The sequence below is a fragment of the Williamsia serinedens genome (genome assembly GCF_024171725.1).
Taxonomy (GTDB): domain Bacteria; phylum Actinomycetota; class Actinomycetes; order Mycobacteriales; family Mycobacteriaceae; genus Williamsia_A; species Williamsia_A serinedens.
Genome location: NZ_JAMTCG010000004.1, coordinates 357806 through 370845, shown reverse-complemented (window position 1 = coordinate 370845; position 13040 = coordinate 357806). Strand labels below are relative to the sequence as shown.

15 protein-coding genes are annotated in these 13040 nt (G+C 71.4%); 5 read left to right on the top strand and 10 right to left on the bottom strand.

Translation table 11 applies throughout. The features are described from left to right. Positions 1-44 precede the first annotated feature (44 nt). The 8 genes from LX12_RS12860 to LX12_RS12825 form a co-directional block, all read right to left on the bottom strand. On the bottom strand, positions 45-1142 hold the full coding sequence (locus LX12_RS12860; RefSeq protein WP_253654937.1) for a glycosyltransferase family 4 protein: 1098 nt from the start codon (positions 1140-1142) through the stop codon (positions 45-47). Beyond that, a complete protein-coding gene (locus LX12_RS12855; protein WP_253654936.1) occupies positions 1139-2689 on the bottom strand; it encodes an oligosaccharide flippase family protein in 1551 nt (516 codons plus the stop codon). Before LX12_RS12855 ends, LX12_RS12860 begins: the two co-directional genes overlap by 4 nt. Positions 2690-2705: 16 nt before the next feature. Beyond that, positions 2706-3662 (bottom strand): glycosyltransferase family 4 protein, encoded by a 957-nt coding sequence (locus LX12_RS12850; RefSeq protein WP_253654935.1) that lies wholly within the window; start codon positions 3660-3662, stop codon positions 2706-2708. Between the two features lie 5 nt (positions 3663-3667). Then, positions 3668-5065 carry an O-antigen ligase family protein gene (locus LX12_RS12845; protein WP_253654934.1) on the bottom strand — a complete coding sequence of 466 codons (1398 nt, stop codon included), beginning with the start codon at positions 5063-5065 and terminating at the stop codon, positions 3668-3670. Between the two features lie 93 nt (positions 5066-5158). Beyond that, positions 5159-5941, bottom strand: coding sequence for a heme ABC transporter ATP-binding protein (locus LX12_RS12840; RefSeq protein ID WP_253654933.1), 783 nt, complete (start codon positions 5939-5941; stop codon positions 5159-5161). Next, entirely contained in the window at positions 5938-7038 is a 1101-nt protein-coding gene (locus tag LX12_RS12835) for a FecCD family ABC transporter permease (RefSeq protein WP_253654932.1), read from the bottom strand. The genes LX12_RS12840 and LX12_RS12835 overlap by 4 nt, the downstream gene beginning before the upstream one ends. Beyond that, on the bottom strand, positions 7035-8066 hold the full coding sequence (locus LX12_RS12830; protein ID WP_301284581.1) for a heme/hemin ABC transporter substrate-binding protein: 1032 nt from the start codon (positions 8064-8066) through the stop codon (positions 7035-7037). The genes LX12_RS12835 and LX12_RS12830 overlap by 4 nt, the downstream gene beginning before the upstream one ends. Before the next feature lie 8 nt (positions 8067-8074). Beyond that, positions 8075-8599, bottom strand: a complete 525-nt coding sequence (locus LX12_RS12825) for an MTB12 C-terminal domain-containing protein (protein ID WP_253654930.1) — start codon at positions 8597-8599, stop codon at positions 8075-8077. A gap of 196 nt (positions 8600-8795) precedes the next feature. Between LX12_RS12825 and LX12_RS12820 the strand changes: the two genes are divergently transcribed. Further along, positions 8796-9089 carry a hypothetical protein gene (locus LX12_RS12820; protein WP_253654929.1) on the top strand — a complete coding sequence of 98 codons (294 nt, stop codon included), beginning with the start codon at positions 8796-8798 and terminating at the stop codon, positions 9087-9089. A gap of 48 nt (positions 9090-9137) precedes the next feature. On the opposite strand, the gene LX12_RS12815 is transcribed toward LX12_RS12820, so the two are convergent. Continuing rightward, a complete protein-coding gene (locus LX12_RS12815) occupies positions 9138-10538 on the bottom strand; it encodes an AIM24 family protein (RefSeq protein WP_253654928.1) in 1401 nt (466 codons plus the stop codon). A gap of 342 nt (positions 10539-10880) precedes the next feature. Between LX12_RS12815 and rplN the strand changes: the two genes are divergently transcribed. Genes rplN through LX12_RS12795 form a run of 4 tightly spaced genes read left to right on the top strand, consistent with a single transcriptional unit; the run spans position 10881 to position 12335 of the window. Then, entirely contained in the window at positions 10881-11249 is a 369-nt protein-coding gene (rplN, locus tag LX12_RS12810) for a 50S ribosomal protein L14 (protein WP_253654927.1), read from the top strand. A 1-nt stretch (position 11250) separates the two neighbouring features. Further along, entirely contained in the window at positions 11251-11568 is a 318-nt protein-coding gene (gene rplX, locus LX12_RS12805) for a 50S ribosomal protein L24 (RefSeq protein WP_253654926.1), read from the top strand. A gap of 1 nt (position 11569) precedes the next feature. Continuing rightward, complete coding sequence (gene rplE / locus LX12_RS12800) at positions 11570-12148, top strand: 50S ribosomal protein L5 (protein ID WP_253654925.1); 579 nt, start codon at positions 11570-11572, stop codon at positions 12146-12148. A gap of 1 nt (position 12149) precedes the next feature. Next, on the top strand, positions 12150-12335 hold the full coding sequence (locus LX12_RS12795; protein WP_253654924.1) for a type Z 30S ribosomal protein S14: 186 nt from the start codon (positions 12150-12152) through the stop codon (positions 12333-12335). A 68-nt stretch (positions 12336-12403) separates the two neighbouring features. Here LX12_RS12795 and LX12_RS12790 read toward each other — a convergent pair whose 3' ends face one another. Continuing rightward, on the bottom strand, positions 12404-13018 hold the full coding sequence (locus tag LX12_RS12790; RefSeq protein ID WP_253654923.1) for a DUF4262 domain-containing protein: 615 nt from the start codon (positions 13016-13018) through the stop codon (positions 12404-12406). Between the last annotated feature and the right edge of the window lie 22 nt (positions 13019-13040).

Below are 13040 nucleotides of genomic sequence, written 5' to 3'. Positions count from 1 at the left end.
CTCCTTCGCGACGGCATCGCGGCAGGAGGGCGTGTCTGTCCCCCTCAGGTCAGCAGCGCGTCCAGCATGGCGGGCAACGTCCGCGACAGATCGTGCTCGTCGGCGACCCGCTGTCGCGCTGCGGCGATCATCCTCGCACGGAGGTCCCCATCCGACAGAACTCGGCTTATGCCGTCGGCGAGGGCGGTGGGATCACCCGGCGGGACGAGCACCCCGGCGCCGCCGGTGAGGAACTCCGTCGTGCCACCGTGGTCGGTCCCGACGACCGGCTTGCCGTAGGACATCGCCTCCAGCACCGACAGCGGGCCCGCCTCCGGCTCGACACTCGCCGACACGACGACGTCCCAGCGTGCGAGGGCGGTCCGCAGGTCGGTGTGCCCGAGGAACCGCACCCGGGCGTCGAGGTCGGTCGCCGCCGCGCGGGCGTGCAGTTCCGCGACGTGGTCGACGTCGCCGGGGAACGACCCTCCCGCGAACTCGACCTCGATGTGGGGCAGGGTCGCGGCCGCCTCGAGGAGGACCTTGTGGCCCTTCCACGGCGTGAGAAGCGCGAGCATCCCGACGACGGGTGGTGAGTGCAGCTCCGACGGCAGCTGATCGACCGGCCAGCGGACACCGTTGTGCGCGACGACGACCGGCACCCCCATCGCTCGCAGCGGCGCCGCCGTGGCCGACGACACCGCGACCGCCCGTCGGATGCGGGGCTTGGCCGCGCGGACGACGGCCTGCTGCCGTCCGGACACCGCGGTGTCGTGGACCAGCCAGGACACGCCGTCGTCGCCGGCCGCCCAGCGCATCGCGGGCAGTGCGTACAGCGAGTTCACGACGGTCGCCGTGCCCGGGGCGGTGACGAGCGGCCGCAGCGCGCGTCCGACCGCCCGCCATCGCGCGAGGAGCCGTGCCCCGCCGACGAGCCGGGCCGCGCCGCTCTCCCCGGTCAGGCCGAGGTGACCGATCTCGACGTGGTCGACACCGGCGGGGAGGCGATCGACCAGCGGGCCCGCGGCGCACGCCACCGTGACGCCGAGACCGTCGCTCACGGCATGGTGCACCAGGTCGAGCATGACCGTCTCGGCGCCGGACACCTGCCCGGAGTGGGCGACGAACAGCACCCGGTCGACGGGCCTGCGCTCGGTCGTCATGACTTGCTCACCTGCACTTTCGTGTGTCGGCCGGGGGTGCGCGCGGAGGCGCGGAGCAGGGGGAGGGCGACGGCGGCGACGATCAGCGCGGTCATCACCGACACGACCGGCCACGGCACCCACCGGACCAGGACCGTCCCGCCGAGGCAGACCGCCGCGCACACGACGGCGAGTGTCGACAGGGTGCCGAGCGGGAGCATCCCGATGATCGGCACGGTGCGGATGATCACCACCCACAGCACGACGAGGACCGCGCCGAGGGTGGCCACCGTCGCGATGGCGGCGCCGTCGTAGGACAGATGGGGGATCAACAGGAGGTTCAGCACGACGTTGAGCACCAGGCCGCCGAGGGCGACGAGCGGGTAGCTGCGGGCGTGGCCGGCGGAGGCGAGCAGGTAGATGCCCAGCACGATCAGAGCGGTGAGCGACGCCCCGAGGACGAGCAGCCGGGCCGCGAACGCGCCCACCACGAACCGGTCACCGTAGAGCAGCCCGATCACCTGCGGCGCCGACGGCCAGAACGCCGCGACGGCCAGGGCGCCGCCCGTGCCGAGTGCGGCCCCCGCGGTGCGGCACTTCTGCCGGAACACCCCCGGCTCGTCGGGCCAGGCGGCCACCAGCAACGTCGCGATCGGCCCGGCGGCGGCGAGCACGAAGGTGTCGAGGATGTCCGAGAACTTGTAGCCGATGCCGTAGATGCCGACTGCGTCGAACGTGTCGAGGACGCTGAGCAGCAGCATGTCGACCTTCTGCAGGGCGATGGTCAACGCGAACCCGATGGCCAGCGGGGCGGCGTCGAGGAGCATCGACCGCCACCGCGCGAACTCGACGTGGCGGGACGGTCGCAGGCCGCCGTCGCGGCGCGCGATCCCGACGGTCTTCATCGACAGTGCGAGCACCTCGTTGACCACCGGCGCGAGCACGAAGATCAGCAGGTACGGCGCGACGATCGCCGCGGCGATGGTGATCGCCAGTTGTAGTGCCTGCCCGAGGCTCTCGGCGATCGCCGACAGCATCAGCCGGTGTCTGCTCTGGTACACGACGGTCAGCGCGTGACCCGGTGTGGCGAACACGATGACGAGGCCGGCGAGCGCGGTCGCACGGATGACGTCACCCGGGTACTGCAGGATCACGACGTACGCCAGCGCGATGACGTACCCGCCGAGACCGAGGAGCAGCCGCAGCGCGATGAACGCCGACGACGTCCGGGCGACCTCCTCGGGGTCGTCGACGATGAGCTGGGCCATGACCGCCCGGCCGACCCCGAGGTCGGTGAAGATCGCCATCAGGCCCAGCAGCGCGAACACGAACGTGTAGTGGCCCCAGGCCTCGGGCGACAGGATCCGCGCGATGATGACGCTGCCGGTCCACCCGAGCGCCGCGATGACCAGGCGGCTCGCCAGCATCGCGCCCGTCGCCTTCGCCGCGGCGCGCCCGTCGGACGCCTCCGACGCGGCCTGGCCGGGACGCACTGCGGCGGGGTCGATCTCGGCGACCGTGGGATCGGGCGGTGGGGGGCCGGCCTGCGCCACCGACTCCAGGCTCACGGCGGGGTCCGGCCGGTCACGGTGAGATCCCCTCGCGTCGGTACACGTCGACGGTGGCGCGCGCGGTCCGCTCCCAGGTGATCGGCTCCATGGTCGTGATCGCCGCGCGGGTGAGCTCGTCGCGCGCGGACCGATCGCGCACCAGCGGTTCCATCGCGGCGACCCAGTCGTCGACGTCGTCGGCGGCCACCAGTCGCGCGCCGTCGCCGACGACCTCCGGCAGCGCGCCGACGGCGCTGGCGACCACGGCCCCTCCGCAGGCCATCGCCTCCACGGGAGGCAACCCGTATCCCTCGTAGTACGACGCGTAGGCGGTGACCGTCGCGGCGCCGTACAGGGCGGGCAGGTCCTCCACGTCGACGTACCCCAGTCCGATCGCCGACGCGGGAGCGTCGGGGCCCGTCGACCCGCCACCGGCGAGCACGCACGGGATGCCCAGCCGCTGCGCCGCCTCGGCGACCAGCGCGACGTTCTTGCGGGGTTCGACGGTGCCGACCTGCAGCAGGAACTGTTCCGGCAGGTCGTGCGCGGCGCGCACGCGCTCGATGTCGGCCTCCGACGGCGGCGTCGCCCACACCGCCGGCGCCAGCTCGACGACGTGGGCGTCGCGGCCGGCGATGTCCTTGATGCGATCGGCGGTGAACCGCGACACCGCGATCAGCACGTCGGCCTTGCGGAGCACCCGTCGGACGAGGACGTTCTCACCGGCGGCGCGGAACCGGCTCGACGCCGACGGCATGTCGATGACCGACAGGTCGTGCACGGTCGCGACGGTGGCGGCCGGTCCGGTCAGCGGGAGGTCGACGTCGAGCCCGTGGAACACCGAGGTGCGCAGCGGCGCGGCGCCGTACACGGCGCGACGGGCACCGTCCGACACCGGCCGGGTGATGGCGTGCATCCCCGCGGGCAGCTCGCCGACGGCGTCGGCCTGGACCAGCGCGGTGGTCGGTGCCGGGGCGAGCAGCTCCGGCATGTACCTCAGGAGCTCGCGGATGTAGGTCTGGACCCCGCTCCCGCCGGGTCGGAGTGCGAGCGCACCGAATGTGAACCCTGCTGTGCCGTCGCGCATCCCACCACTCCCAGGAGAAGCCAGAAATGAACATCCATCGGAAAGATCTCGAAGTACGTCGCCACCAGGCTCGCCACCATCGCCGCGACGACGGACGCACTCACCCCCAGTGCCAGGGCACTGTCGCGGCCGGGCAGGGTCCGTGACGACCGCACACACCAGACGAGCGCGGTGACGATCAGGGCCAGGAACACCCACAGGCCGATCGGGCCGAGCTCGAGCAGCGTCTTGATGTAGTAGTTGTCGGGCTGATAGTTCGCCGATCCCGACTGGATGGTGCCGCCGGCGCCGGCGGTCACCGTCGTCGTCGACGTGCCCTGGGCCGTCGAGATCCGGTCGGCGGCTGCGCCGCTCGATCCCAGTCCGCGCCCCAGCGGGTGCACCAGGATGCTCGAGATGATGTCGCTCCACCCCGCGCCGCGCTGGCCCAGGCTGCTCGAGGAGAAGAACACCGACGTCGCCGACTTCGGCAGGAGCGGGAACGCCGCCACCGCGACGACGGCGATCGTCACCAGGGGAGCCAGCAGGTACCGGAAACGCAACGCGGCCAACCAGATCACCCCGACGACGAGACCGATGATCGCCGCACGCACCACCGACGTCGCCATGACGACGGCCATCACCGGCCACAGCCAGAGGAAGACGCGGTTGCGTCGCCGACGCGGATCGGCCAGTGCGACGGCGCCGCCGACCAGCAACGCCACCATCACGTACAGGCCGAACCCGAACGGTTGGTTGAAGGTGCTGAACGTCCGGAACAGCGGGCCGCTGGTGCGGACCTGCTTGCCGAACTCATAGCCGAGGTTGACCAGTTCCCCGGGCCCGACGATCTGCTGCGCGATCCCGACGAGGCTCACGAGGATGCACATCCCCATGAGGATCGACATGAGGTGGTCGCGGTCGCGGGCGTCGAACGGAGCGGACCACAGGATCAGCAGGACGAAGATCATGTAGAAGAACGTCACCTTGGCCCCGACGAGCCCGAACGGACCGTAGGTGACCACCGCCGAGACGAGTCCGAACGCCACGAAGGCGACGACTGCCGGCCAGTAGGGGATGTGCAGCGGGGGCCACGACCGTCGACGAGCGCGTTGGGCGAATGCGCAGACCAGTGTCAGCGCGACGAGACCCTCTTTCCAGGCTGACGCGACGTGGGGCACCGGCGCGATGTCGAGCAGCCCGTGCAGTGGGGTGAACGCGGCGAGGAGCAGCAGGCCGCGTTGCGGACGGATCCAGATGAACCGGATCGCGGCGACGGCCACGACGAGGACGACGACACCGAGCGCGCCCTCGACGAGGATCTGCACCGTTCACCGCCTCTCACCCGGATGCGTTCGTGCCGTGAATTCATTTTGTCGAATTCAACGGTCGTTCGCGTGCATTCTCCGGTGTCGCGCGGGTCAGTTCCTCGGTCGGGGCGGGCGGACGGGGACGACGACCCGGTGGCCGGCGACGACACCCGAGGCCATCGCGACGCCGTAGACCTCGCCGAGCAGCTCGGCCGTCATGGTCTCCTCGGGTGACCCGGTCGCGACGACGCCTCCGTCGGCGAGGACGGTCACGGTGTCGCTGTACGCGGCGGCCAGGCCGAGGTCGTGGACGACGGCGACCACGGCGCATCCCTCGTCGCGACGGGCGGTCACCACCGCCATCACCGACTCGGCGAAGTGCGGATCCATCGCCGCGGTCGGCTCGTCGAGGACGAGCACAGGGGTCCGCTGCGCCAGCACCCGCGCCAACGCGACGCGGGCCCGCTCGCCGCCGGACAGCGTCGCGAACGGACGCTCGGCGAAGGCCTCGACGTCGCAGCGCGCCAGCGCCTCGGCGACCGCGTCGTCGTCCTCGGCGTTGCGGGGCGTGCGGTTCCACGGGTAGCGCGCCATCTGCACCACCTCGCGGCACGTGAACGCGCCACCCACGACGTGGTCCTGCGGCAACACCGCGCGTCGCCGCGCCTGCTCGACGGGGGAGAGGTGCGCGATGTCGTCGCCGACCAGCGACACCGTCCCCGCCGTCGGTGTGAGCGACCCCGACAGCGCGGCGACCAGGGTCGACTTCCCCGCGCCGTTGGGACCCACGACGCAGCGCAGCTCGCCCGCGCCGACGGTGAGCGCGACGTCGGCGAGGACGGGTCGGCCGTCGCGGTGCACGGTCAGTCCGTCGACGGATATCAGCGCCGTCATGTCCACCCCCCACGTCGAGACCGGGTGCGTCGCAGGAGGATCAGGAACACCGGACCGCCCACGAGGCTGGTGAGCATGCCCAGGGGGAGGTCGGCGTAGTCGACGAGGGTGCGTGCGGCGAGGTCGGCGAGTACGAGTCCGACGGCCCCCGCGAGCGTCGCCGCGGGCACCAGGACCCGGTGTCCCGGCCCGACGATCAGGCGCATGAGGTGGGGGATCACGAGACCCACGAACAGGATGATCCCGCAGAACGCGACCGCGGCGGCGGTGAGGACGGCGACGATCACGATGGCCACCCGGCGCAGCGCCTCCACGTCGACGCCGAGGTGTCGGGCCGAGTACTCGCCCAGGGCGAGCAGATCCATCCGACGGGCGATCGCCATCGCGGCGACCAGCCCCACGGCGACGAACCCGAGGACGAGGAACACCTGGTCCCAGGTCGCCCGGTTGAGTGACCCGAGCTGCCAGAACACGATCTGGTCGCGGGCGGTGGGTGTGGCACGGAAGGTGAAGAAGGCGATGAGACCGCCGGCGAAGGCGTTGACGGCGATGCCGGTGAGCACCAGGGTGACGACCTCGGTCCGGCCCGCCGACCGCGACAGCAGGTACACCGCGGCCGCGGTGACCAGCCCTCCGACGAAGGCGCCGCCGGCGACCGCGTACCCCGCGACACCGACACCGGCGAGCGCGATGACCCCCGATGCGCCCGCCGCCGCCCCCGACGAGACACCGATGATGCCGGGCTCGGCGAGCGGGTTGGCGAACACGCCCTGCAGCACCGCGCCGGCGCACCCGAGCGCCGCACCGACGAGCAGCGCGAGCACGACGCGGGGCAGCCGCACGTTCCACAGCGTGTTCTCGCCGACCTGGTCGGGCAGCGGCCCGGCCGGCAGGTGCAGGTGGTGCAGGATCGACCCGATCACCTCGTCGATCGGCACGGGGTTCTGGCCGATCCCCGCGGCGACCACCGTCGACACGGCCACGGCGATCAGTCCGACGATGAGCACCGCCGGCAGCGCGGCGCGGCGGGCGCGCGCCGCGGGTCGTCGCAGGCGCGGGCGTCCGACGGGCGTCTTCCCCGTCGCCGGCGCGGTCATCGTGGTCCGTACAGCGCGCGGGTGAGCGCGAGGACGACGTCGCCGGTGCGGGGGCCGAACGAGAGGAGTTCGCCGTCGTCGGCGTCGACGACCGATCGGGTACGGCCCGCCGGTGTCTCGCTGACGCCGGGGACGCGGAGCAGACCGTCGACACCACCGACCGACCGCAGCCCGTCGGTGAGCATGAGGATGACGTCGGGGCGGGCGCGGATGAGGCCCTCTGACGTCAGCGACGTGAAGGCGTCGGTGAGGCCCGCGGCGGTGCCCGCGTCCCGCCCGCCCACGGCGTCGATCAACGAGTCGGCGCCCGACCCGGGACCGCCGAGGATGAGCAACCCGGTCCCGCGGGCGTAGAGGAAGGCGATGCGCGGACGGTCGCCGTCGGGGACGTCCGGGCGGTCCCGACGCGCCTGGGCCAGTCCGTCGTCGACCCGGCGGACGAGGGTCTCGCCGGCCTCGGGGACCCCGAGCGCCCGGGCGACGAACCGCACCTGCTCCGGGGCGTCGGCGACGTCGCGCTTCTCGCTGCCGACGACGACGGGGATGCCCGCCGACGACAGCTGTCGCACCACGGTCGCGGACGAGGGGAGTGAGGCGTCGGTGAGGACGACGGTGGGCCGCAGAGCGATGATCGCCTCGACGTTCGCGTCGGTGCCGCCGAGCGTGAGGACCGGGATCGACTGCGCTGCCGGGAACTTCGTCGCGATGTCACGGCCCACGAGGTTCCCGCCGAGCCCGAGCGCGAACACGGTCGTCCCGTAGGTCCCGTACCGGTCGAGCGCGACGATGCGGCTGACGTCGGTGACGGTGACGCGGCGACCGTCGGCGGTGTCGACCGTGGCGGGCAACTGCGGAACCGGGCTGGGTGTCACCGCGATCGGATCGGCCTGAGCGAGTGTCGCCGTCCGCGGACCGGTGGACGTGGCCGGGGTCGACGTCGTCGAGCCGACGTCGAGCGGGGCGGTCGAGCACCCCGCCACGACGACGGTCGCCGCGAGCAGGGCGGCGACCGCGGCGACGGGGCGCAGGGAGCGGATCAGCGCGGTCCGCTCGCCATCCCGAGCAACGCGCCGACCGCGTCGGACGAGAGCTTCCACTTCCCGGCGACCCGGACGTAGCCGTACTGCACCGAGACCGGCGCCGGGGTGTGCGGGCTGGCGACGGCGACCGTGGCCTGTGCCTTGTCTGACCCGTCGGCGCGGACACCGGTCACCGTGAACTTGTCCGGCGTGTACCCGGCCTGTCCGGCGCCGCGCGCGAAGCCGTTGAGCTGCTCTCCGATCGTCGCGTTTCCGGAGTCGACCAGGTCGGCGATCACCTGCGGCGACGTCGTCGGGTCGAGGACGGTACGCAGGATCTGTTGTGCGGCAGCGGAGTCGAGGCCGGCCGGCGCGTCGACGTCGCCGCTCGCGGGGCCCGCAGCCGTCGAGGACGTGGAGGGGCTCGCACTCGAGGACGAGGAGTCGTCGGCGCAGGCCGCGACCGGCGCGGCCAGCAGCAGGCCCGCGGCCGCGATCGCGGCCACACGCGCGCGACGGCGGGAGACGGAGGTGAGGTGCATGCGGACTCCTCGGGTCGGGCGTGCAGTCGGCCGATGCCGACTTAGGTGATGCTAACGAACCTTCCCTGAGAACCCGGTCAGGGGTCTGGCAGGTGACCACCAGTCGGCGGCGCAGGGGCCTGCCAGGATGGCTCCCTAGTTTCGTGCTCAGGCCGGTCGAGGTGGCCGGTGGATGACACGAAGGTGGTTGTGGGACATGCGGATCAAGAAGATCGTCGTGGGGACGCTGGCGGCCGGCGGAATCGGGTTGGCCTCGCTGGGAGCCGGTGCGGGGATCGCGTCGGCGGCGCCGACGCACCAGGTCACCCAGCAGCAGCAACAGCAGCAGTGGCAGCAGCAGCGGCCGACCAGTCAGCCCGGCGCGGTGAAGCGACCCGACCACCGCGCGTTCACCTACCGCGGACAGCGGGTACAGCCGCAGTACAGCGCCGCGCACCACGGATGGGGCTTCTGGTTCTTCGGCTTCTGGGTTCCGGTCGTCACGCGCTGACGCCGCCCGGGGCCGCGCCGGAGGAGTCCGGTGGACCGGCGGCGTGCCTCAGCGGCCGAGAAGGCCGCCGAGCGCGCCGCCGACACCGGACTGCTCGCCGGCGCCGGTGCCGCCGATCATCCCGCCCGGCGGGAGCTCCGACGGCTGCACGATGACGAAGCCGTGCCCGGAGAAGGACAGGGTGAACCGCTCGCCGGTCGACCGACCGATCAGCGTCCCGAGGTTGAAGGTGTCGTTGCTCTTCACGCCGGTCTGCAGGCTCGACGACCACGCGACCGCGGCCTGCGGGTCGGCGTACGTCGGCTGGTCGACGTTGAGCACGACCGGCGTCCCGTCGGTGGTGATCGCGATGCGGCCGCGGCCGGTGAAGACGCAGTTGAAGAGGCCCGCGTTGCTCGCCGCGGCCGCGCCGGACACCCGGCCGATCCGGTAGGACAGCGTCGACTCGAACGCGAGGACGTTCGCGCCGTTGATGGTGAGGCCGTCGGTGCCGTCGAGGTCGATGAGGTGGACGTCCGACGACGCGTTGGCGAGGAAGAGGTCGCCGCGACCGGACACCTTCATCAGCGGCACGCCCTCGCCGGTGAGGCGCTGGCGGATCGCGTTGCCGATGCCGCCGGAACCCAGGGCCTCGAACCGCAGGTCGCCCTGGTAGGCGACCATCGACCCCGACCGGGCCATGACCTCGCCGTTCATGGCGACCTTGCACATCTTGCTGCCCTGCTTCTGGATGCCGGGCTCGGTGCTCTCGGCGTACTGCGGGGCGAACAGTTCACTGTGCATCGGGGGACCTCCGTGGGCCGTTGGTTGGGCAGCAGGAGCCACTTGGTGGGCAGCCGGAGCCGCTCGTTGGGCGGCAGGAGCCGCTCGTTGGGCGGCCGGAGCCGTTGGTTGGGCAGCGGGAGCCGCTCGTTGGGCGGCCGGAGCCGTCGGTTGGGCGGCGGGGGTCGGCTCGTCGTCGACATCGATGCCGTAGGCGGTCGCGATGCCGGCGAGTCCGTCGTCGTACCCCTGCCCGACGGCGCGCACCTTCCACGCATCACCGCGGCGGTAGACCTCCACGCACACGACGGCCGACTCGGTCGTCAGGCCGGTCATCTCGAAGCCGACGGTCTCGCCGCCGGCCGTGATGGACGCGACGAGCGTCGGCGCGCTGCCGAAGGTCGCAGGACCCGATCCGTCGAGGCTGGCGGTGATCGCGACGGTGGTCACGTCGCTCGGGACAGCCGTCGTGTCGATCGCGACGACGTCGGGAGCCCCCGCGCCGTGCCGGTACTGCACGCCGGGTCCGACGGGATTGTTGAAGAAAACCAGGTCGGCGTCACCGCGGACCCGACCGTTCTCGGCCAGCAACAACGCGGACACGTCGACCGGGACCGCGCACGAGACGGACACCGACACACCCGAACCGGCCAACGGACGGTTCTCGCCGGGACGCAGGTCGCTCACGCGGCCAGTCTGTCAGGGAATCGGACGAACCGGCAGTCTCAGCTCGCCCCGATCCCCGAGAACCCGCGATCTGCGAGGGAACCCGCGTCGTGCTCGGCGCGGATTCACCCGCTGGGCGCGGAACAGGCGCGACCTGACGAGGATGCGGGACCGCGGTTTGCTTCCGACCTGCGGGTTCACCTACCCTGGGGCGGTTGCCTGCGGCGCGTCGTGCGTCGCGAGTCGGCACACGAACCCATCGCGGTCTCTTCGGAGGGGCGGGCAGGCGTGTGTCGATGGCGACAGACCGTGCGCGTCGGGTCGGAAATCCGGCGGGCAGACAACCCAGGTCGAGGAGAGAAAGTGATCCAGCAGGAGTCACGCCTGCGGGTCGCCGACAACACCGGTGCCAAGGAGATCTTGTGCATCCGTGTGCTCGGTGGCTCGTCCCGCCGTTACGCGGGCATCGGCGACGTCATCGTCGCCACCGTCAAGGACGCGATCCCGGGCGGCAACGTCAAGCGGGGTGAGGTCGTCAAGGCCGTCATCGTCCGCACCACGAAGGAGCGCCGTCGTCCGGATGGTTCGTACATCCGCTTCGACGAGAACGCCGCGGTGATCCTCCGCAACGAGAGCGACCCGCGCGGCACCCGCATCTTCGGGCCCGTCGGGCGCGAGCTGCGCGACAAGCGCTTCATGAAGATCGTCTCGCTGGCTCCGGAGGTGTTGTGAGATGAAGGTCCACAAGGGCGACACCGTCATCGTCATCTCGGGCAAGGACAAGGGCGCGAAGGGCAAGGTCATCGAGTCCTACCCGCAGCGCAACCGGGTCCTCGTCGAGGGCGTGAACCGTATCAAGAAGCACACCTCCGCCACGCAGACCGAGCGCGGTGCCTCCTCGGGCGGCATCGTCGTGACCGAGGCTCCCATCCACGTCTCGAACGTGATGGTCGTCGACTCCGACGGCACGCCGGCCCGCGTCGGCTACCGGATCGACGAGGAGACCGGCAAGAAGGTCCGCATCTCCCGCAAGACCGGGAAGGACATCTGACATGACCACCACCGAGAACGCACAGCCGCGCCTCAAGGCGCGCTACCGCGCGGAGATCAAGGACTCGCTGCAGCAGGAGTTCAGCTACGCGAACGTCATGCAGATCCCGGGCGTCGTGAAGGTCGTCGTCAACATGGGTGTCGGCGACGCTGCCCGCGACGGCAAGCTGATCAACGGGGCCGTGAACGACCTCGCGCTGATCACCGGCCAGAAGCCGGAGATCCGTCGGGCCCGCAAGTCCATCGCGCAGTTCAAGCTGCGTGAGGGCATGCCCATCGGCGCGCGCGTCACCCTGCGTGGCGACCGCATGTGGGAGTTCCTCGACCGCCTCGTGTCGATCGCCCTCCCGCGTATCCGCGACTTCCGCGGTCTGTCCGACCGCCAGTTCGACGGTCACGGCAACTACACGTTCGGCCTGAACGAGCAGTCGATGTTCCACGAGATCAACATCGACAACATCGACCGGCCGCGCGGTATGGACATCACCGTCGTGACCTCGGCCACGAACGACGACGAGGGCCGGGCGCTGCTGCGTCACCTCGGCTTCCCGTTCAAAGACAACAGCGTGAAGGACAACTGAGATGGCAAAGAAGGCTCTGGTCAACAAGGCCAACAAGAAGCCGAAGTTCGCCGTGCGCGGTTACACCCGCTGCCAGAAGTGCGGTCGCCCGCACTCGGTGTTCCGCAAGTTCGGCCTGTGCCGTATCTGCCTGCGGGACATGGCACACGCGGGCGAGCTGCCCGGCGTGCAGAAGTCCAGCTGGTGAGCTGACGCGCGAGACCCACGACGACCCCCGACCCTCGCGGTCGGGGGTCGTCGTGCGTCCAGGGGCGGTCACCGTCGTCGGCGTCTGCGCGTTCGACGCTGAGCGCGGTTCGGTCCGCCACCCGAGCGGATGATCCTGGGACCGGTCGGACGCGTGCCGGGCGTCGCGTCGGGGAAGCCGTAGAACTGCTGGGCGTCCGCGGGGAGGGAGTAGTCGTCCTCCCAGGGGTAGTGACCGTGCTCGTCGGCCCAGACAACCTGCAGCGCCGGGACGTTCGGGAACAGGGCGCGGGCGTGGATCAGGTCGAGGGTGTCGATCATCTCGACCAACCGGACCGGGACGTCGAGGGTCTCGGTGGTGAGCTCGACGCCTCCGTCCACGAGCTGCTTCCAGTCGTGCACCGACAACCGCTCGACGAGTTCGTCGAGGAGGTCCCACGTCTCCTGCGGGGTGAGTCCGTAGACGGCGAGTTCCGGGGTGCCGCGCAGCGACGCCCCCACGCTGTACCCGAAGGTGCACTCGGGCACCTCGGGTGACTCGCCGTTCCTGATGCACTCCTCGCAGATGTCGCTGATGGCGACGATCGCCCAGCCGAACTCGCGGACGCGGTCGATGGTCTTCCGGACGGCGGGATCCGGATGCCACCGCGGCAACCCGGGGACGGTGATCTCGTGGTCGGACATGAGCCCTCCTCCAGCAGGACCG